The sequence below is a fragment of the Thalassotalea sp. Sam97 genome, assembly GCF_041379765.1.
Taxonomy (GTDB): domain Bacteria; phylum Pseudomonadota; class Gammaproteobacteria; order Enterobacterales; family Alteromonadaceae; genus Thalassotalea_A; species Thalassotalea_A maritima.
This window is the reverse complement of record NZ_CP166919.1, coordinates 2,021,877-2,043,163: the sequence shown is the minus strand read 5'-3', so window position 1 is coordinate 2,043,163 and position 21,287 is coordinate 2,021,877. Positions and strand designations below refer to the sequence as shown.

Genomic DNA, 21,287 nt, shown 5'->3' with positions numbered 1-21,287 from the left:
TAAAGGATTCGCTCATAAATATCTCTCTATTTTCAAATGTAGTGTGTCTATGAAAATGGGGGAGATCGATATCCCCCGTTGTAGATGATTTAAGTGTCAGATCTAGTCTGAACTAATACAACTCAAAGTATGCGTAGCTCTTTCTAAAGCATCATGCCGGTTGCTTTGCTACACTTTTCCCCCGCCTAAAGCATGTCTTCGCTTAAGCATTTAAGGTAATTGATATCATGGTATAACAATTTAAACATAGGCTAATCTAAGATGGTCTCTTCCTGGGAAAGTCCCTTTGCAACGCTGTACACAGTAGTTCTGCTGCAGTTCAGTTTCTTGGCTATGCTGTTTTTCGATAGACCTAATTTGAGCAACTTTTCTATTTCGCTTCTTAGTTCAGTATTCTTATGTCGGCCAAGGTGCTTGCCTTCGGCTCTAGCCTTATCTTGGCCTTCTTGCCGGCGTTGGTTTATGCGCTTTCGTTCAAGCTCGGCAAATGTCGACATGACGGTGAAAATTACATGGCCAAGATCGCTGTTAATATCTATATCACCTAGATCGAGTAGTTTAAGACCGATACCGCCTGTTTTGAGTTGTTCGGCAATGTTGAGAGCATCAATGGTATTTCTTGCCAAGCGGTCGGTTTTTGTGACTATTACGGTGTCGCCTTCTCTGGCGAAACTCATGAGCTCGTTGAGTTTTGGCCTATTTAGCGACTTTCCAGAGACTTTTTCCGCGAAGACTTTCTCGCATCCCAAATTGCTGAGTTGACTGATTTGTAATTGCAGATCTTGGTCGCTGCTACTGACGCGGGCGTAACCGATTTCATCTTAGATATCCTTTTTATTGTTCATTAAGTATGGACGCTTAGCATGTACAGTACACGAAAGCTGAATCAATACTTTTTGAACAACGTTACTGCATTTTTGAAAGCTGTCCAGTAAGGTACACCTTTTTGAACAGGGAAGGGGGACTTGGTTACTATTGAAAGATTAGGGCAAGGCTAGTCTTAGCGCGACGACTAGCTGTAGAAGAAAAGACGCAACATACCTTTTCTTTGTTGCTAAAAGCTCTCGTTTATTTATAGGGTTATAAGTTTGACTGGTTACTTGCTCGAAGTCATCAACCGGTAAAAGGATTGGATCAATTCGTTGCAGCGGTCGTCGGTGGTTGCTTGTCGATTTATGTTGCAAAAGTGAGTTATAGGATCACAGCCATTGTTTATCCGATATTCGCGACGAAAAATTGCAATTGCACAATCTCCATCAAAATCTCGATAAACGATGTTTAAAAGATTCCCAATCTCATGATACATCGACGTCACTGTATCAATCGCTCGTTTCAGAGTGACCCTTCCTGGTACTGGCGTATTCTGTTTATGAGTTAACACATCCACTACTGCTTTTTGTTCTTTTGGCGACAGCTTTAACTGAGTCGCAAGACTTGAAAACTCTTTTGAACGAAGAAGTGCCTGTGAGACAGACTCGTATAGTTGTTTTGTCATAGTGTCATTACCTTGTGTGAAGTGGAATAAACGAGAGGTACTGATACGGTAAATTAGGTTTAGGAGCTGTCCAGTCATTTTTATGTGGTTTCAAATACCATTTACAATTTTTGTGCCCTCGTTACTGATGTCGTTGTTTTTTATTTGAGCTTAAAAGCTCATTTTAGGGTGTTAGTAATTTTTAAGAAAAATACGAAAATAATTCTCATATGAAATCATGCCGTTACAAACTTTTTCGGTAATAGACAATCTCAAGTACGGCTCTAACCCCAGTGATTACGCTTGATTGAAGCAGATTGTTGACTATGCTTACCCCATTTCAAGCCGATGCTGTCACTGTTGCTGTTCATTCTGTTTGATACTTTGAGGCGCGGATAGATTTATTATTTGTATGTAGGATATGAACAATGAAAACGGGCTTTCCAGGAACCTATAAAAGTATAATTTTTTATATACTCCTTATTACTCTATCACAAGTTTTAACGGGGTGTTTTCACGATAGCGATAAAGTCAATAGCAGCGACAAAGATGATAGTGCTGTTGATAAGATCCCCCCTGTAATCACTCTTATTGGAGACAACCCTGTAACGATTGCTCAAAATGAAACATATACCGACCCTGGTGCTACCGCCAACGATAATATCGACGGCACAGTTACAGTAGAAGTTTCCGGTAATGTGGATACATCAGTCATCGGAACTTATACACTAACTTACACTGCATCTGATAAAGCAGGAAATAAAAGTACGTCACAACGCACAGTTAATGTAGTCGATGTAACCGCTCCAGAAATAACAATCGTTGGCGATAATCCAGCGACAATTGCACAAAATGCAACTTATACCGACCCTGGAGCTACCGCGAATGATGATGTAGATGGCAGCGTTACTGTAGAAGTATCGGGCAACATCGACTCGTCAATTATAGGCACTTATATACTGACTTATACAGCAAAAGATAAAGCAGGAAATCAAAGTTCTGTAGAGCGTACAGTCAATGTCGTCGATGTTACTCCTCCAATAATAACTATCGTTGGAGATAATCCGATTACTGTTGCTTTTAACGAAACGTTCACTGACCCAGGTGCTACCGCTATCGACGATGTAGATGGTGATGTTACAGTGGAAGTATCGGGCAATGTCGATTCGTCAGTTATTGGCAGTTATACACTGACTTATACAGCGACAGATAAGGCTGGAAATCAAAGTTCTGTTGAGCGTACAGTCAATGTCATCGATGTAAGTCCGCCAGTAATTGTAATTAATGGAGATAATCCTATTACCATCGCGGTTAATAGTGATTTTATTGACCTTGGGGCGACGGCTATTGATGATGTAGATGGAAACGTTGCAGTCACACCCTCTGGTACTGTTGATACGTCAACAGAGGGGAGCTACACAATCAATTATACGGCCATTGATAACGCAGGTAATGAAAGTAATAGTAGTCGTACCGTACATGTCAAGCAGGCTTCCTTAAGTGGTACTGCTGCTGCTGGGGCTGCGATTGTTGGAACGGTAACTGTAAAAGGCTCTTTAGGGAAAACAGTCTCAACCGCAATTGAGGCCGACGGCAATTATCAAATAGATGTTAGTGGGTTAGTAGCACCGTTTCGCATTCGCGCTACAGGCACTGTAGGCAAGCAAGCCTATAAACTACATTCTTACGCTACTGAAGCAGATTTAGGAAATACCATCAATATTACTCCATTTACTGACTTGATAATTGCAAATGCCGCGCGGCAAGCTACCGAAATCTTTTTTGAGTCCGAAGAAAACACCTCACTAGATGAAGAAGAGATTGACGCACAAGAAACAGCGTTACAGCGTAAACTTCAGGATATTTTAGATGCTTTAGGGGTAGATCCCGCCATTGACTTACTTAACACGAGCTTTAATGCAGATCATTCCGGTTTAGATGCTGTTCTAGATATTATAAAAATTGAAAATATTTCTGAAACTATTGTGCAAATCACTAATTTAATCGATGGCACATCGATACAAGATGATATTACTTTCGGTGATGATAATGATGAATCATTATCGGTAGATAAAGACAATCTAAATAACGCTGTATCTGATATTCAGGCAATTACTTCGACTTTCAGTAACCTCTCATCACGTCTCAAAAGTGGTAGTTCCATTTTACGTATTCTTTCTAATGATTTCTTAGAACACGATCAGGATAAGTCAACATTTATATCAGAGATAACGACTGATCCGACATATACAAGGGTAGATTTTGCGAGCATTGCGGTAACAGAGCTTGATTCTGTCATGGGTAGCGCAAATGTCAGTTTTAATGTAATGATTGATGGTGAAATAGATCCAGAAAAAATATTTTGGCTGGTGGGTAAAGACGAAACTTTAGGTTGGCAATTACGAGGAGATCAACGGATAGTCGATTTAGATGCGATAACCTACCATTGTAACGACTCTAATGGCTTTGATGAATTAGCGGGCAGCTGTGGAATAAATGTCGCAATCAGGGATGAAAATTTCGCCAATAACGGAACTGGCGGAGAGGCTATTTCCTCTGCATCCGTTACGATTTTAGACGGTAGTGATGAAAGCATTAAAGCGCAGTTTTATTTAGGAACCTCAGAAAATGCCCCAGCCGGTGAGTTACAAGTATACAACGAAGGGATTGCTGAATTTCAAGGAGACTGGCGCTCCTTTGGCAGCGCGGCAGGAGCAATAGCGTCAACTACTTTCGCTCCCAATGATATTGTACGTTACAGCATTTATACCCAACCTCTTGATTTATCTGTACCCTCGATGCCAGTCGTGAGCATAGGTAATGAAATTGCGACTTATAGTGTGCCTATATTATTTTCCCCCGAAGTAACAGGCTTATATCCTGAACTTACTCCTGAAACGCTAGCAGATCTGGACACGTACACTTTAGGCGATAGCATATCATTGACTTGGGTCTTAACGACCGGCACGGTAAGTGATGAAGTACTGGTAGAACTGACTGATGGCGCGGGCAACCAAATTGAAATTTCGAGGGAGTTACTCTCACCAACAGCAACCACCATAGCGGTTTCAGCTGACGAAATAGCACAACTGATGGTCGATAATCCTTATTTTGACCCTTATTCTGATGATATTACCATGCTCATCAGAATATATGCACGGGCGCCATTAGCAACCCAATACCATTCTACCGACTATCAATTCAACCTAACGGGTGAACAACCTGAGCTAACCTGTGGTTACGAATCTGGTTGGGATGAGAATGCAGACACCGGATTAGGAAGGCCTTTCACCCCACGCAGTTTCGCCGATTTTGAAGCACTATTAGCTGATTGTGGTGGCGGTTTAGCGTTTAGTGCTGAGGACTTTGCCGGTAAGGTTTTTATATCTTCAGAGGATGGTTATTTATTAAGCTTTAACAACGATGGTAAAGGTACTGAGGCCGAACCCAGCACTGGTTCAGGAAGCTTCCTATTTCATTGGTATGTTGAGGAGGCGAGCGATATAAGCTATTTGGTAATATATTCTGACTCAACAATTGATAGCAGTTTCCCCGAAGGATATTCGATGCGTGAAACTACAGCACTTCTTTCGATTACCGGGGCGAAGGGAGTGGAGTTGGCTGACTATTCTCTAATAACCTATTTTGAGGGTTCAAATTTTGGTGATATGGACCGCGATGCAGATAGCGATGGCGCAATAAGTCTTGAAACGATGACTTTAGGGGCAATTGAAGAGCGAAATCCACAGCTGGTTTGTGGCTACGAATCGGGATGGGACAGTGATGCAGACAATGGCTTAGGGGCGCCAATAACCCCAAATAGCTTTGCTGACTTTGAAGCGCTATTAGCCGACTGTGGAGGCGCACTTGAGCTTAACTATGAAAATATAGCAGGTAAAGCCTTCTTTAATGAAAATTTTCCATTTGGAACCGAAGACTGGGGCTTTAATGACGATGGTCAAGGGACCAAAGAGGAGCCGAATAGCGGGGCTTTTGTTATTGGAAGCAAAGGAACAATTAAGTTTAATTGGTATATTGAGCAAGCGGGTGATATGGACTATTTAGTGATGTATAGTAATTCAACAATTGACAGTAACATCCCTGAAGGATATTCAATACGTCAAACCACTGCATTGCTGGCTATCACTGATCCTTCGCGTGAAGAGTTGGGTCAACGGTACTTTTTAATTAACTATTTTGAGGGGGCAAATTTTGGTGATATGGTTCGTGATGTTGGTTCTGATGGTGAAATCTGGTTTGTGCCTATGGCTGTAAATGAGCGGTAATGACTCTTTACACTCTGAGTAAAGCCTATTTAATATGTGAGCATTGATTTTCAGGTAAACTATGTGAGACGAATTTTTGCCAAGTGACAGGATGATGACACAGTGACAATTGCATCATCATCAATTAAATCAATAGGTTGAATCGTTACCTACTAGCTTGGTCAAGTTCAAAATCCGTTGCCTTTTGAGCGAACTGACTTAAAGGGCGATAGCGGGTGGTGATCAATTGTTAACTATCAGAGGCACAATGTTAAAGGTCAAAGGGAGTTTTTATGCTCCCTTTTCGCTGTTTAAATTATATTATCGGCTCTAATTTTATTTACTTTGATTTATAATCGAGGGATGGAGTTTAGGGCTAGACCATGAGCTTATTTTATGACCTTTATATGCATAGAAGAGTATAAAGGCATAGCACGGTAGCATCACAACATATGATGATTGTACATCACCGGTAAAATCTGAAGTCAAGCCATATACAAACGGCAGAATGGCACCGCCGGAAATACCCATAATTAGCAACGCTGAGCCTGTACTCATATACTTACCGAGACCATTAAGTGCCATCGGCCATAGTGCCGGCCATACTAATGCGTTGGCAAACCCTAACATAGTTACATATAACACGACATCTGGTATCCGTTCGTTCAACATGAAGCTCAATATTGCGTTGGAAATATAATAAGTCTCTGACGGGCTAAATATAATCATAAAAGTTAAGGCTAGACCGCATATTGCCGAGGCAAGCAAAGCTGTTTCCTGTTTAATAAACCTGGGAATGCAAACCATACCAAGAATATAAGCTATCACCATAAAGAACATTGTATACGAGGTAAGAGTGGCGTAGTTTATTACCCCCATTTCTTTACCAAATAGCCCAATTGTATCGCCGGCGATTACCTCCACTCCTACATATAAAAATAACGTTATCACACCAAGAGTTAGCTGTGGAAAGCGTAATGTTGCTTTGATATCCAATCGGTCATCACGTTCATCAGTAATTTTACCAATCTCTGGTAATGGGGATTTATAAACGAACAGACTTAATACAAATAAAATAGAAGCCATCACGATGTAAGGTTGTATTAGACGCATCGACAACTCTTGCAGTTGTAATGCTTTGTCAGAAGCACTCAAAAGGCTCATATTTTCTTCGCTAAACATAGCGATATCGCTAAAGAGTAAAACAGAAAAGACTATAGGTGCTAATATACCTGCGCCTTTGTTCATTAAGCCCATAATACTAATACGGGCGGCCGCAGATTCTTGAGGGCCGAGGAGGACAATATAAGGGTTTGCAGCTGTCTGCAATATTGTTAAGCCTGCCCCTAATACAAATAATGCTGTCAGAAATAAGGGATACATTCGTTCAACCGCGGCAGGTATAAATATTAATGACCCTATTGCCATTATGCATAGCCCCATTACCATACCGTTTTTATATCCGACCTTTTTTAAAATAGCGGAAGAGGGCAGAGCAGCCACTGTGTAGGCAATATAAAATGTCATTGTAACCAAATAAGCCTCGTGATGGCTTAATTCACACGCTGTTTGTAAGAACGGAATTAGTGCACCATTCAACCATGTTACAAAACCAAATATAAAGAATAGTAGGCCGATAATGGCAACCGATAATTTATTAGATTTATTGATATTGTTAAAATCGTTCATTGGTGATCCAAGTTTTGTTAGTGATTTATTAATCAATATTGCATAAATAAATTTAAATTTAAAGGGTTTCAAAGTCTTTCGAATGGTTTTGGTTTGGTTTTTATGTTCATTTTTGTGTTGCTTTTGTGTTTCAATTTCTTTCGTTGAGAGGGCTGGGATTTACTGTTATGATTGAGAGTATGACCCACAAACGGTATAGCTAAATGATGTTGAGTACTATTGAAAGGCGCCAAGCGATCGTCGATAAAGTGAATGAATCTGGGAAAGTTGATGTCCCGTCTCTTGCTGATGAGTTTTCGGTATCGACAGTTACCATTAGAACCGATTTAAACGATCTTCATAAAAAGCGCATGCTTGTAAGGTCCCGAGGCGGCGCAGTAGCCATAAATAAAGTCGCTAGAGAGCTTTCAATCAAAGAAAAGCATACTGAAAATCAAGCTATTAAGGAAAAGCTTGGCAAGGCAGTATCCGCTCTTATTAAAGATGGTGACTCAATCATTATTGACTCAGGTACGACAACGCAAGAAGTTGCTAAAGCTATATTTAAGCATGAAAACTTAGTGGTCATGACTAACGGATTAAACATTGCATCTGAACTATCAAAAATAGATAACATTAAGGTACTAATGACGGGCGGGACATTAAGAAATAAATCTCTTTCATTCTATGGTCGCCAAGCTGAGCATAGTTTAGATAACCTGCGATTCGATAAAGTTATTCTAGGCGTTGATGGTATCGAACTTTCCGCAGGCATAAGTACTCATTTTGAGTATGAGGCTGCGTTAAATAGAATAATGTGCGAAAGATCTAAACAAATTATTGCGGTCACCGACTCATCTAAGTTTAATCAAGCAGGCTTTCATATTATCACGCCTTTAGAATCGGTAGATATCCTAGTTACCGATAGTAATATTCCTCGCGAATATGTTGAATACTTTAGTCAGAATCATAAAAAACTTATTTTGGTTGATGCATAGGGGCAAGAAGGTTTGCTTTTGGAGTATTCCTGACAGGAGCAAACTGTTTAGTCTTTAAATGTGCTTTTTTAAATTAGAAAGGGCGGTGCTAGAGCACCGCCTTTTTCGTTGTTGTATTACATTGAATATCTAACACCAACCATCACGCGTCGCTCTAGTTGCTCTAAACTTATCGGGAGTAGTAGGTTGTTTGATTGCATTTTGGTAACCGTTTCTTCCGTAATATTTAGAACATCAAATTGAACAGAGAAATTATCTGTTAAGTTGTAATTTGAAGAGAAATCTAATTGCCCATAATCATCTTGATATTTGGCTTCCGGAAAGTAATAAACATACTCACCACGCCATGCATAAGACAGTCGCGCATCGAAGACAGAATTATCGTAGTAAACTACCGCGTTATAACTATTCTTTGATAGTCCAGGCAATGTCGTACTGCGAACATCTCCTTCATCCGCAAAAGATGCAGCGCTATCTGTGTAAGTAAAGTTCAAAATAGTACCGAAATCGCTCAAACTTTCAGATATGAAAGACAGAGGGCTTTGGAAGCTAACCTCAACACCACGCACCGACGCATCTGTTCCATTTTCCGGTTGCGTAAATTCAATCGGACCAGTTACTCTGGCATTAGATATTTGGTGGCGGTAGGTTACTACTTCTGGAACCACTTTACTTTCGATAAGTGCATCAATTTTTTTATAGAACAATGCTGTTGCAATGAGTGATTCATCCGCAAAATACCACTCAGCCCCAAGATCAATGTTATTGGAAGTGTATGGAAGAAGGTCAACATTTCCTTTTTTACCTTCTAGCCGAGAGGAGTCGATCGATGTCGACGGCGACAAACTTGATAATGGCGGGCGCGTCATTGTTCTGGAGTACGCTGTTCGAAGGAACAAATCTTCCACTAACTCATAGCTTAAATTAAAGCTAGGAAGGAACTCTGTATAACTACTCTTGTAGTTGACAGGTTCAATGCTACCATCTTGCAATAAGCTGCCTGAAGATTCGATTTCAGTTTTAACAACCCTAAGTCCTATATCAAAAACAGAATTGTCTGTTTCGAAGTTTGCTTGAACATAACCAGCGAGAGTATCTTCTGTGATGCCATAGCTACCAGCTGCACTATCTACTGCTTTATAAATATTATTAGCGACATCGTTACCATGCATGCCTTGCATGTAGGTTGCCTGCATTAAATCATGATCTGCATAAAGTAAAGAGCTGGGGCCATTGATACCGTCAACGTGGAAACTTCGGTTGTCGCCAAGTACCGCGGCAAGAGTCATTCCCGCTCCAGATAATAAATCATCTTGGCCTTGAGCTGGTCCGTTACCCCAAAAATTATTCCAAGCATCCATATTGTTAGCATAGTGTTCGGGGTTCATATGCTTAACAGCGTTATCGCCCATAACCCAATAGTCATAGTCACGAGTTTTTTCTCTATCACTAAATGAGACACCATAATCAATACTAACAAGATTATCTAGATTGGTTACGTATTCAAAATCAACTTTTGCAACAAGCTCATCATCTTCATTTGCTCTGTCTTTACTAAAGACTACGTTAAATAGGAAATTTTCTGCATTATTAATGTCAGCATAATATTCAGCAGAGCTACCCACAGGATAAAACTCGTAACCAGCACCAGCTCGTTGTACCTGAGTCGCTATACGATTATAGAAAGAGTATAAATAGGTCTCTTCATCACCTGTTCGTTTTGTATACCCTAATAGAGGCGTCACGGTGAGGTTGTCATTGACCGACCAATCTGCACTTAAGACATGAGACGCAAAGGTTTCGTCTCTATCTATATTTTGGGTACCTACACGGTTTCGAACGCGTGGGAAAGCTGCGCTTACTATATAATCCTGGCCATTAATATTTTCAATGACTGCTGTTTCCGGTTCACCACCAATGTCCCACTCTAGAGTAGCGTCAATACGGTTGTACTCTCTTAAGCTGTCTGAGGTCACATATATATTATCGAAGGTGAATTGTAAGTCATTAGAAGCGTTGTACTGGAATGTTAGGGTTGTTCCTAATGATTCTCTGTTTACATCATTTCTTAAATAGCGTGGATCGTCAGGGAGCATAGCATGGCCATATTTAGGCGCCTCGTGGACATCGCCCCCCGTAGCGCGATATTCAATGTTCTGCCCTAGTTTGGCGTATTTCCATGTACCACTTTCATTCACGACGGTGTCCACTTCTGAAAATGCAACGGAAGCGGCAACCCCCCAAATGTCATCGACATTCTTGCTAAAAAATAATGATGCGCGAGGCGTTGTGTCTTCGGATAAGCTACCTTCACTTGCTTGTAGCGCAGCGGAGAATTTTGTGTCATTAGTATCAAATGCTAACGGACGTGGTGTTTCTAGAGTAACAACACCTGCTAGGCCACCTTCGGTATTTTTAGCTGATGCTGTTTTGTGAATGGTAACTTGGTTAAATAACTCAGAAGCTAAAAGACTAAAATCAAATTCTCGGCCGCCTTCTTCATCCAGTTGTCCACTAAAGCCTGATGATGTTGATGAAACTCCATTTATCTGTACCAAAGTAAACTCGGGACCTAATCCTCTCAGGTTAATGGTTGAACCTATACCAAACTCGCGTTCGATGGTGACACCGGGAATACGCTGCAGTGACTCTGATATATTAGTATCAGGAAATTTACCTAAATCTTCCGCGCTGATACTATCGACAATTCCTGTATTTAATCTCTTTTCAGCCAAAGATCTGTTAATACTGCCTCGAACACCCCTAACTTCGATTTTTTCGATATCGTCTATTATTTCGTCATTATCGTTTCCATAGGCAGTACTTAGAGGCAAAGTACCTAAACCTAGCATTATACAAGCGCTTAACTTTAGTAACTTCGAACTGGGACACTTCATGTTGTTCACCTTTGTAGTTATTAGTGTATCCACCGGTAGACAGAATAGCGTACTGCCCATAAATACTAATCGTCTATCGAGCATCTCTCATTATTTATATTAAAAACACAATGCACTTTCAAGAACTTTCTTTTTCTTTTTTTTGATTGCGTTTTATGTGTGAAACTATTATTTGAAAGCTTGTGAAAGTTGTGTATTATGGAAATGAACTATTGAGGGTATTAATAATGAAACAATTAAAGGCATTATTAGAGGCCAATAAACAGGGCGAACCACAAGGGATTTATTCCATTTGTTCGGCGCATCCCGTGGTCTTGGAAGCTGCTATTGAACAAGCAAAGCAAGATCAAACACCTATTCTTATAGAAGCTACGGCTAATCAAGTGAATCAATTTGGTGGGTACACAGGGATGAAACCTGCCGATTTTATTAAGTTCATAACGGATATAGCGGACCAAGTTGACTACCCGGTATCAAAGATCATCACCGGTGGCGATCACTTAGGACCCGTTTGTTGGACTCATGAAACGGCCGAAGAGGCGATGAGTAAAGCTAAAGTTCTTGTTGCAGAATATGTGAAAGCTGGATTTAAAAAGCTCCATTTAGACACGAGTATGAGTTGTTCTGGTGACCCAACACCGTTACCAGATGCGATCGTTGCATACCGAGCTGCTGAGTTGTGCAAAGTAGCGGAAGAAACTGCACTATCTAGTTTTGGTACGTCTGACTTATTGTTCATTATCGGTACGGAAGTTCCTCCTCCTGGTGGTGCGAGCGAAGAAATTGATACATTGACGCCAACGCCAGTTTGTCGTGTTGAGACAACTTTAAAGTTGCATGAGCAGGAATTTGCAAAACTAAATTTACAAAATACTTGGGAAAGGGTTGTCGGACTTGTTGTGCAGCCCGGTGTTGAATTTGACCATACTCACATATTCGATTTTGATCAGACAGCTGTAACTGAACTAACATCGTTTATTAAAGGGTATCCAAATATTGTTTACGAAGCTCACTCTTCTGATTATCAACTTGAAGATGCATATAAACATTTAGTGAATCATCACTTTGCAATTTTAAAAGTAGGTCCTCAACTAACATTTGCTATGAGAGAGGCATTGTTCGCATTAAGCTATATTGAAGATCAACTTATTCCAATAGAAAGCCGATCTTATTTACGTGATGTATGTGAGCGTGAAATGTTAGAACAACCTGAGAGTTGGCAAAAGTTTTACCCCAAGACGCCATCGCAAGGATTATTCTTCCGTCGATACAGTTACAGTGACCGCATCCGTTATTACTGGCATTCGCCCTCGATTCAAAAAGCTGTTTGTGTACTTTTGGATAATCTATCTGCTCAGGACATTCCGTTACCTTTGATCAGTCAATTTCTACCCGAGCAATATAAAGAGATAAGGGTGAGAAAACTGGAACCTAGCCCAATGGCGCTTATAAAATCAAAAATTAAGCAGGTATTGAGTTGTTACGCTATCGCTTGTTGGAAACAATAATTTAAATAAAAGGAATAACTTATGTCGACATGGTTAACATATAGCGACGAATACCTGAACGAAAATAACGCACTTTGGACTGCGAAGGAAATTTGTCAGCAACCTGAAATTTGGCGACAAGCAGCTGCGAACGTTGCATCTAAATTTTCAGAAATAAGTGATTGGCTTGAGCCTATCATGGCAAAAGATGATTTAAGAATTATATTCACGGGCGCAGGTACTTCTGCATATGTTGGAGAGACAATAGTTCCGCACCTAACTCAAGTATCTGGACGGAAGTTTGAAGCGATAAGTACAACAGACATCGTGAGCAATCCTCAGCAATATTTGATAGAGAGTAATCCGACGTTACTCGTATCTTGTGCCCGATCTGGAAACAGCCCAGAAAGTGTTGCAGCAGTAGAGTTAGCTAACGCTATCGTAGGGGATTGCTCTCATTTAGTCTTGACCTGCAACCCGAATGGTGAACTTGCGGCAAAGTCAGAAGATTTGCCGAATGTCTTTTCGTTGATTATGCCTGATGGGACATTAGATCAAAGTTTTGCGATGACCAGTAGCTTTACTTCTATGGTAGTAACTGCTTTAACTATTTTTTCTCCTTCACCTGAGCAACTTGAAAAAGTGACGGCGGCCACACAACAATTTTTGGATAATGGTATAAGTGATTTGAAATCTCATGCTTCTCGTCGAATTGATCGTTTTGTGGTTCTTGGTTCTGGTGGCTTGCAAGGTCTTGCACGAGAGGCCGCTTTAAAAATGCTTGAGTTAACGGCTGGCAATGTATTAAGTTATTGTGAGAGCCCGCTGGGTTTTCGTCATGGACCGAAATCTTTAGTAAATAAATACACAGAAATCATTTGCTTAACCTCATCTGATTTATATACATCTCGATATGAACATGACTTAATCAAGGAGTTAGTAAATGACGCACAAGCATCTAATGTTACAGCGCTAAATGCCAGTACATTTGCAATGAAGGATTCTGTCGATGACGTTTGGGCGGCTTTACCGTACATCGTTTACTGTCAGTCATATGCATTCTTTAAGTCATTAAACGCTAATATAAGTCCTGATAACCCATGTCCTACAGGTGAAGTTAACCGAGTAGTTCAAGGAGTGACAATATACCCTTTGCAGTGCAACTAGGAGCTAATGGACAGATGGAAGGGCACGCATTATCAATACAGCTAGATACGGAACCATTAATTTATGGCCTTGATATTGGAGGTACAAAAATTGAAATTGGGGTATTTTCTCAAGATCTTGAATTGCAAGATAAATGGCGAGTTCCGACGCCGTCGACAAACTATTCGAAGTTGCTGGATGTTATAGTGCAGTTGGTATCTGATGCGAACAATAAATATTTGCAACAAGGTCTTATAGGTATAGGGATGCCTGGTATTCTTGACTCAAATAATTCTGTCGTATCAGCGAATGTACCATGTGCAACAGGTAAAAACATAGTTCATGATTTGGAAAACTTATTAAAGGCCAACATATCAATTGGTAATGATTGTAGGCTTTTTGCGCTGTCTGAAAGTAACGGTGGTGCCGCAAAAGGCTTTGAACGTTGTTATGGCGCAATTATTGGCACGGGCGCTGCGGGTGGCTTGTGTATAGGTGGAAAGCTGTACCTTGGTAAAAACGGGTTTGCAGGAGAGTATGGACATCAGCAGGCATCAGCTTACCTTATTAATAAATATAACTTGCCCCTGTGGAAGTGCGGGTGTGGTCTAGTAGGTTGCTATGAATCATACATATCCGGACCAGGCCTAGGTCGAATATATCACCACTTTGGCTCAAAGAGCCAAGATACGAGGCACTTTGTTAAAAAGTTAAGAGAAAATGATTCTATAGCAAATGAGACGTTTCATTGTTACATGGATATATTAGGTGCGTCCTTTGCGTCGATTGTCTTGTCATATGATCCTGATGTAATTGTTGTCGGTGGTGGTATTTCACTAATAGATGAAGTCATATTCAAATTAGAAGAAGCGGTTAATGCGCATTTATTTTCAGGTGTTTATTGTCCGCCAATTAAACGCGCTAACTTTGGAGATTCGAGCGGTATTCGTGGAGCTGCAATTTTGAGGAAACAACTGGTTGAATAATAAAAAATTTTATCTCTATGCATCCGAAGTATATGCGCCCTCACAAATACTAAAAAACCATTACATCCTAGTTGATGGAGACATGATTATATCAATTGACTCGTCTCCTACTTCAGGGATACGTGTTGTTGATTTGACAGGGTTTTCAATTTGGCCAGGTCTGTTAGATCTTCATATTCATGGTAGGGAAGGAGCTGATGTTATGGATGCTACTCCTGATGCGATCAACACTATTTCAAATTCCCTAGTGAAGCATGGCGTCGTTGGTTTTTTAGCGACGACTGTTACGGCGACTTGGGAGCAAACACTGAAAGCGTTTGAAAATATTGCCTACTGTTATGAAAATCAACCAAGTGGAGCAAGAGTCTTAGGAGGATATAACGAGGGATTGTTCTTCACTAAAGATCATAAAGGTGCCCATGATGAAAAATATTTTCTTCCATTAAATAAAGATAATATTGATGCATTAATTAGAGCTTCTGCAGGTTCATTGAAAGTTGTCGCTCTAGCTCCAGAACTAGAAAGCTCTGCAGAATGTATTTCATATCTTGCTGAACACGATATTAAACCTATGATTGGACACACTAACGCCGATTATCGACAAACGTGTGATGCACTAAACGCGGGAGCTTGCGGTGGTGTACATGTTTTTAATGGTATGCGAGGGATTCATCATAGAGATCCGGGCTGTGCCGGCGCCGTATTACTAGATCGAAACGCTTATGTTGAGGTTATCGCAGATGGAGTTCACTTACATCACGGCATTTTAGATTTAATTTACCGTTTAAAGAGGGCGGAAAAAATGGGGCTCATCAGCGACTGCATTGTCGCAGGTGGAATGGATGATGGCCAATATAAATTGGGAATGTTAGATGTCAATGTATCCAATGGTATAGCTCGTACATTATCGGGATCACTGGCTGGGAGCACTTTGACTCTCGAAAAAGCCGTAAATAATATGACTACTTTAGCAGGAATCCCCAAGCTTGATGCGGTGAATATGGCGAGTTTACAGCCTGCAACATTTCTAGGCATAGAAGATTCAATGGGAAGTATTACGCCAGGGAAAAGAGCGTGCTTTGCAATTATGAGCCGTGAAGGCGATGTAGAAGCTACTATTATCGATGGGCGACTTGTCTATTCATCAGACGCAATATCAGAATGTCTTAAGCCTTTGTGTAACCCTAACTAATACCTACGAGCCGCCCAATAATTATAGAATTTTTAGCTCTTTAATGATGCGAGCTTATTGGGACAAATATGGGACAAAAACTTAACATTTAAGGATGGCTTTTAAAGCTTAACTGCTCTAGAGTGCATTAAAAATAAGCACTTCGATTTGTTGACAAACTTGTCACTAATACTTTTTCAGTCGGCATGAAAATGCCGTTTTAATAAAGATCCCTCTTAGAAATAGCGCTCTTGATAGTTAATATCAGCGGCGCTATTTTTTTGTCTGAAAATTGAGGATACCAAACTGTAGATGTAAAAAAAGCGCAAATATTTGATTTGAGCTTTAAGGGTGGCTTAATAATGAGTTTTATAACAGATTTAAGTTGGTTGCAACCTTGTTGATTTCATCACGGCCTTCATCGAACCATTTACCGTAGATGGTGCGGTTTATGTCCTATCTGTTTTGCAAGTCATACGTGATTAGCACCTAACTTTATCTGCAACACCACAGTAACTATGGGGAAGATAAGTGGCGTATTAATTCATGGCTATCAGTTAGGTATCATCAATAAACTTTAGCTCTTTGAGCTTGGTTGTTATCAACTGCTCAAACTCTGTTATTGAACATACGCCTAGTGACTCGGCTGCTACCGCTAAAGGTGTATCATCACGCTGTGCTTTCTGAACGATTTTCGCAGCCATGTCATAGCCTAGCTGTTTGGTAAGCAAGGTAATAACCGACAAGTTTTTATGCATATTATGCTGTACTTGTGCGTTGTTGAGCGTTAATCCCTTAACTGCGTTGTGTGCGAACGATGATATGGCATCGGTTAGCAATGAGATACTCTCCATGACATTATGGATAATTACCGGCCGACAGGCGTTAAGTTGTAACTGACCGTTGGCGCCTGCTAGAGACGTTGTAAGGTCATTGCCGAAAACTTGAAAACAAACCATGCTCAGAGCTTCACATTGAGTTGGATTTACTTTCCCTGGCATTATTGAGCTGCCAGGCTCGTTGGCGGGTAGTATCCACTCATTCAAACCGCATCGAGGTCCACTTCCAAGCAGGCGAAAGTCATTCGCGATTTTTAGTAAGACAGCAGCCAATTGTTTTAACGCACCGCTGTAGCGGATCATGGCATCTTCGCCACTAACGGCTGCGTAAAGATTTTCATCCTGTTTAAATGGAAGCTGTAAACGTTCTGCAAGCTTACAGGTGACCATCTTGCCAAACCCATTTGGTGCATTGGCACCTGAACCAACGGCAGTGCCACCAATGGCCAGCTGATTGATGTATTGCAAACTGTCCGTTATTGCTACTTTTACCGCTTCAAGTTGGCTATTAAAGGCTGATAATAGGGCACCTGCATCGATGGGTATAGCATCCATTAAGTGAGTTCGCGCGACAGTATATTCATGGGTGAATTCTTGCTGTTTCAGTTGCAGTTGCTGTTGCAATTCGCGAATTGCGGGGTGTAACTTTGTTTCTGTCCATTGACTAACAACAATGTGCATGGCTGTTGGAAAAACATCGTTAGACGATTGTGAACGGTTGATGTGATCATTCGGATGTAACAGCTCAGTATTGTGATGAGCGTTATCGGCGTCGCCGCTTTGATACAACTGATTTGCTATAGTGGCAAGCACTTCGTTGACGTTCATGTTCGTCTGCGTACCAGAGCCGGTTTGCCAGACACGTAAAGGAAACTGTTCGTTAAATCTTCCGGCTAATACCTCGTCACATGCTTTAACTATCGCTTGGTTTTGCTTTGCTGATAAAGTATTTAGCTCACAGTTAACGACGGCGCAAGCCCGTTTTATTTCAACCAGTGCATAGATGAAATCGGATGAAAACTTGTGCTCACCAATATCAAAATACTTTAATGATAGTGTTGTTTGTTTGCCCCAAAGTATCGGCGACGGTAACTCGTCCATTAACTGTCTCGGTTATTAGGTGATTGTCACCTCATTATAGCCAACGCACTGTTAGTCAACGTTGTTACCAGTATGAGCTTTTTTAAACGGAGGGTATTACCATTTCGATAGTTTCCAATCGCCTAGTTTTTTAAGCGCTATCAGCGGTGATTGCGCATTTAGGTGTTAATGGCACTCGTTGTGACGCAGATCATGAAAACGCAGTTTTTCCAACTGTGCTGACGCTGTTATGAGCTGATTTAGTTGCGCAGAACAATCCAAATACGTATTTGTGTCTAAGAAAATCTGGTCGACTCAAAGGCATTCCCATTAGTTGATAAGCAAGTCTTTAAATATGCGATACTCAAAAACCATCAGAAATTTACATCAATCGATTCAAAGACGCGATTAAATTCATAATAAACAAGCCACTAGAGCAATATTAAGAATAGGTTACTACGTTCTGTTGAGCTTGCTTTTTAGGAATTTATTTCTTTGTCTTAAGGGATGTAAATTTTAGTTAGATAAACTGCTTCATTAAATAACTGTATACTCTTATAAAGCTAATTCCACTAGGACGAAAGACAGGGCGTTATCGATTGACAATGGGAACGAAGTTTTTATGAGTAGAAACCAGCAAGCTAATCCAAATAACATCCGACTTCCGAAGGAATTTATTGATCGGTACAGGAACCTCTTTGTACGTTTTTTGCACATTGAGTCGGCTGGAGGGGCAATGCTTCTCTTGTTTACTATAGTTGCTCTGGTTCTCTCCAACTCACCGTGGGTCGACGCGTTCGAACATACTTGGGAGATACAGTTGGGATTTACTTTTGGCACGTTCGAGTTTACTCGTTCGTTGCGCGAGTGGATCAACGAAGGTTTAATGACGTTGTTTTTCTTTCTTGTCGCATTGGAGCTCAAACGAGAATTAGTTCTCGGTGAGTTAAACAAGCCTCGCATGGCTGCGCTATCAATAGCAGCCGCTCTCGGCGGTATGATTGTCCCTGCGACAATCTATCTAGCACTGCAATCAGGCCAACCTGGTAGTTCTGGCTGGGGCACTGTAATGGCAACTGATACGGCGTTTGTTATAGGTTGCCTAGCGCTTCTTGGCTCGCGTATACCTCACAGTTTACGGATATTTATGCTATCTTTGGCGATTGTTGACGATATCGGCGCCATCCTTGTTGTCGCTATTGGCTACAGTAGTGATATTGTCTGGTGGCCGCTGGCGGTAGCTGCGCTTGGCGTACTGATTTCACGCTTCATGGCAATGATTGGCTTTCGCAGCTTCTCTCTTTACATATTGGTAGGTGTGCTCATTTGGCTCGCAGTCGATGCGTCTGGGATCCATGCCACTATCACAGGTGTTATACTCGGCTTAATGACGCCAGCGCGCCGATGGGTAAGTGACGATCGGTTGTACTTGATATTGGATCAGGTTATTGCGCATCCAGCGAGTAGCGAAAGCAGTAGTGACACGAAAGGTAGAGAAACATTGCAGATGGCCGAGATTGCCGCGCGTGAATCACTGTCTCCAGTGGAACGTCTGGAGATAACCTTACATCCTTGGGTGGGTTTTATCATTATGCCTCTCTTCGCATTTGCTAACGCTGGCTTGCCACTCACATTAAGCGACATCACTAGCTCGGTTACCGTAACAATATTTTTAGGCTTTGTGCTAGGTAAACCTATCGGTGTTTTGTTGTTCTGTTGGTTGGCAGTACGTTTACACATTGCAACTCTCCCACCGGAACTCAGTTGGAGGTTGCTTGCCGGAGGTGGCATACTCGCCGGGATCGGTTTTACCATGGCGCTGTTTATTGCGGATATAGCTTTTAGCGAGACTATTTTAAACAACGCAAAAATGGGGATTTTCCTAGCATCTGTTTTTTCCGCTTTGGCTGGACTTTTACTGTTGATGTATTTACCCGCACGAGAAAAAATTCCTTGAGTTGTCACAAATGAAGCTATGCATACTTGCAAGCTTCAGTGACATTGAGTACTTTCGTATCATCATAGGCGGTAACAAGGCGTTTGAATCGACCTTATTTTCATAGACAGAAATAAGTGAATCGCAATTGCAGGTTCACTGAAAGTTGTCGCTCTAGATACAGAACTAGAAAGCTCTGCAGAATGTATTTAATATCTTGCTGAACACGATATTAAACCTATGATTGGACACGCTAACGCCGATTGTCTACAAACGTGTGATGCACTAAACGCAGGAGCTTGCGGTGGTCTACATGTTTTTAATGGAATGCGAGGCATTCATCATAGAGATCCGGGCTGTGCCGGCGCCGTATTACTAGACCGAAACGCTTATGTTGAGGTTATCGCAGATGGAGTTCACTTACATCAGGGATTTTTAGATTTAATTTACCGTTTGAAAGGTTCCGAAAAAATGGGGCTCATCAGCGACTGCATCGTCGCAGGAGGATTGGATGATGGTCAATATAAATTGGGAATGTTAGATGTCAATGTATCCAATGGTATAGCTCGTACATTATCGGGATCACTGGCTGGGAGCACTTTGACTCTCGAAAAAGCCGTAAATAATATGACTACTTTAGCAGGAATCCCCAAGCTTGATGCGGCGCTATTTTTTTGCCCGAAAAACAAAGCCTCTTGATAGAACCTCAATTTAAAACGAAAAACCTTATAGCAGTGACAAACTCACTTTTACTGATATAGCACTTGAGTCATTCACACCTTATGTAGCCAAATAAGTATAAAAACTACAAACAATGGGAAGCATAAAAACTGGCTGTTCGTTTGTGCTTACGCTAATAATTGAATGTGCTTGTATAAATATTTGGATATTTTAACAACGGAAATGGCCATTCATGTCTACAGGTATATCCCCATGAGTACTTATTTAGTTTATGTAATTTAATACAAAGGAGTTTCGCGTGAGTAAATCATATATCGATATTACCCAAGCTTTGTCTGCTAACCTCAGAAATCTTCGCCCGAATATAGCGGATACCATGAAAGGCTTTTCAGCCATGGCTCAATCGGCAACAGCTGATGGTGCACTGGATAAGAAAACAAAAGAGCTAATTGCACTTGCTATTGGTGTATCAACACGGTGTGACGGTTGTATAGGTTTCCATGCCAAAGCCTTAGTCGAGCTAGGCGCGTCTCGACAAGAAGTCGAAGAAACCCTTGCGATGGCAATCTACATGGGCGGCGGCCCCTCGCTTATGTATGCAGCTGATGCTCTTCAAGCTTTTGATGAATTTACTGAGAATGTTAAGTAGCTAACGTTCT

Annotated in this window: 14 protein-coding genes; 9 read left to right on the top strand and 5 right to left on the bottom strand. The window is 41.1% G+C overall.

The window, feature by feature from the left end; translation table 11 throughout:
- Positions 1-251 precede the first annotated feature (251 nt).
- Positions 252-815, bottom strand: coding sequence for a recombinase family protein (locus ACAX20_RS09200; protein ID WP_371189628.1), 564 nt, complete (start codon positions 813-815; stop codon positions 252-254).
- Positions 816-1,096: 281 nt separating this feature from the next.
- Positions 1,097-1,495 (bottom strand): hypothetical protein, encoded by a 399-nt coding sequence (locus tag ACAX20_RS09195; protein ID WP_371185643.1) that lies wholly within the window; start codon positions 1,493-1,495, stop codon positions 1,097-1,099.
- A gap of 407 nt (positions 1,496-1,902) precedes the next feature.
- On the opposite strand from ACAX20_RS09195, the gene ACAX20_RS09190 reads away from it, so the two are divergent.
- A complete protein-coding gene (locus ACAX20_RS09190; RefSeq protein ID WP_371185642.1) occupies positions 1,903-5,760 on the top strand; it encodes a DUF5011 domain-containing protein in 3,858 nt (1,285 codons plus the stop codon).
- Between the two features lie 315 nt (positions 5,761-6,075).
- On the opposite strand, the gene ACAX20_RS09185 is transcribed toward ACAX20_RS09190, so the two are convergent.
- A complete protein-coding gene (locus tag ACAX20_RS09185; protein ID WP_371185640.1) occupies positions 6,076-7,428 on the bottom strand; it encodes a sugar MFS transporter in 1,353 nt (450 codons plus the stop codon).
- Positions 7,429-7,631: 203 nt separating this feature from the next.
- On the opposite strand from ACAX20_RS09185, the gene agaR reads away from it, so the two are divergent.
- Positions 7,632-8,405, top strand: coding sequence for a transcriptional repressor AgaR (agaR, locus tag ACAX20_RS09180; RefSeq protein WP_371185639.1), 774 nt, complete (start codon positions 7,632-7,634; stop codon positions 8,403-8,405).
- Positions 8,406-8,521: 116 nt separating this feature from the next.
- On the opposite strand, the gene ACAX20_RS09175 is transcribed toward agaR, so the two are convergent.
- Positions 8,522-11,257, bottom strand: coding sequence for a TonB-dependent receptor (locus ACAX20_RS09175; protein WP_371185637.1), 2,736 nt, complete (start codon positions 11,255-11,257; stop codon positions 8,522-8,524).
- Positions 11,258-11,529: 272 nt separating this feature from the next.
- Here ACAX20_RS09175 and ACAX20_RS09170 point away from each other — a divergent pair, with 272 nt between their 5' ends.
- Genes ACAX20_RS09170 through nagA form a run of 4 tightly spaced genes read left to right on the top strand, consistent with a single transcriptional unit; the run spans position 11,530 to position 16,113 of the window.
- Positions 11,530-12,810, top strand: a complete 1,281-nt coding sequence (locus ACAX20_RS09170) for a D-tagatose-bisphosphate aldolase, class II, non-catalytic subunit (protein WP_371185635.1) — start codon at positions 11,530-11,532, stop codon at positions 12,808-12,810.
- Between the two features lie 21 nt (positions 12,811-12,831).
- A complete protein-coding gene (locus ACAX20_RS09165) occupies positions 12,832-13,956 on the top strand; it encodes an SIS domain-containing protein (protein ID WP_371185633.1) in 1,125 nt (374 codons plus the stop codon).
- A gap of 14 nt (positions 13,957-13,970) precedes the next feature.
- On the top strand, positions 13,971-14,921 hold the full coding sequence (locus ACAX20_RS09160) for an ROK family protein (protein ID WP_371185631.1): 951 nt from the start codon (positions 13,971-13,973) through the stop codon (positions 14,919-14,921).
- Complete coding sequence (gene nagA / locus ACAX20_RS09155) at positions 14,914-16,113, top strand: N-acetylglucosamine-6-phosphate deacetylase (RefSeq protein ID WP_371185629.1); 1,200 nt, start codon at positions 14,914-14,916, stop codon at positions 16,111-16,113. The genes ACAX20_RS09160 and nagA overlap by 8 nt, the downstream gene beginning before the upstream one ends.
- Before the next feature lie 536 nt (positions 16,114-16,649).
- Here nagA and ACAX20_RS09150 read toward each other — a convergent pair.
- Positions 16,650-18,032, bottom strand: a complete 1,383-nt coding sequence (locus ACAX20_RS09150) for a lyase family protein (protein WP_371185627.1) — start codon at positions 18,030-18,032, stop codon at positions 16,650-16,652.
- 601 nt (positions 18,033-18,633) lie between these two features.
- On the opposite strand from ACAX20_RS09150, the gene nhaA reads away from it, so the two are divergent.
- From nhaA to ACAX20_RS09135, 3 genes are all read left to right on the top strand, one after another.
- Positions 18,634-19,968 carry a Na+/H+ antiporter NhaA gene (gene nhaA, locus ACAX20_RS09145; protein ID WP_371185625.1) on the top strand — a complete coding sequence of 445 codons (1,335 nt, stop codon included), beginning with the start codon at positions 18,634-18,636 and terminating at the stop codon, positions 19,966-19,968.
- A gap of 219 nt (positions 19,969-20,187) precedes the next feature.
- Complete coding sequence (locus ACAX20_RS09140) at positions 20,188-20,646, top strand: hypothetical protein (protein ID WP_371185623.1); 459 nt, start codon at positions 20,188-20,190, stop codon at positions 20,644-20,646.
- Positions 20,647-20,926: 280 nt separating this feature from the next.
- Positions 20,927-21,277, top strand: a complete 351-nt coding sequence (locus tag ACAX20_RS09135) for a carboxymuconolactone decarboxylase family protein (RefSeq protein WP_371185621.1) — start codon at positions 20,927-20,929, stop codon at positions 21,275-21,277.
- The last annotated feature ends 10 nt before the right edge of the window (positions 21,278-21,287 follow it).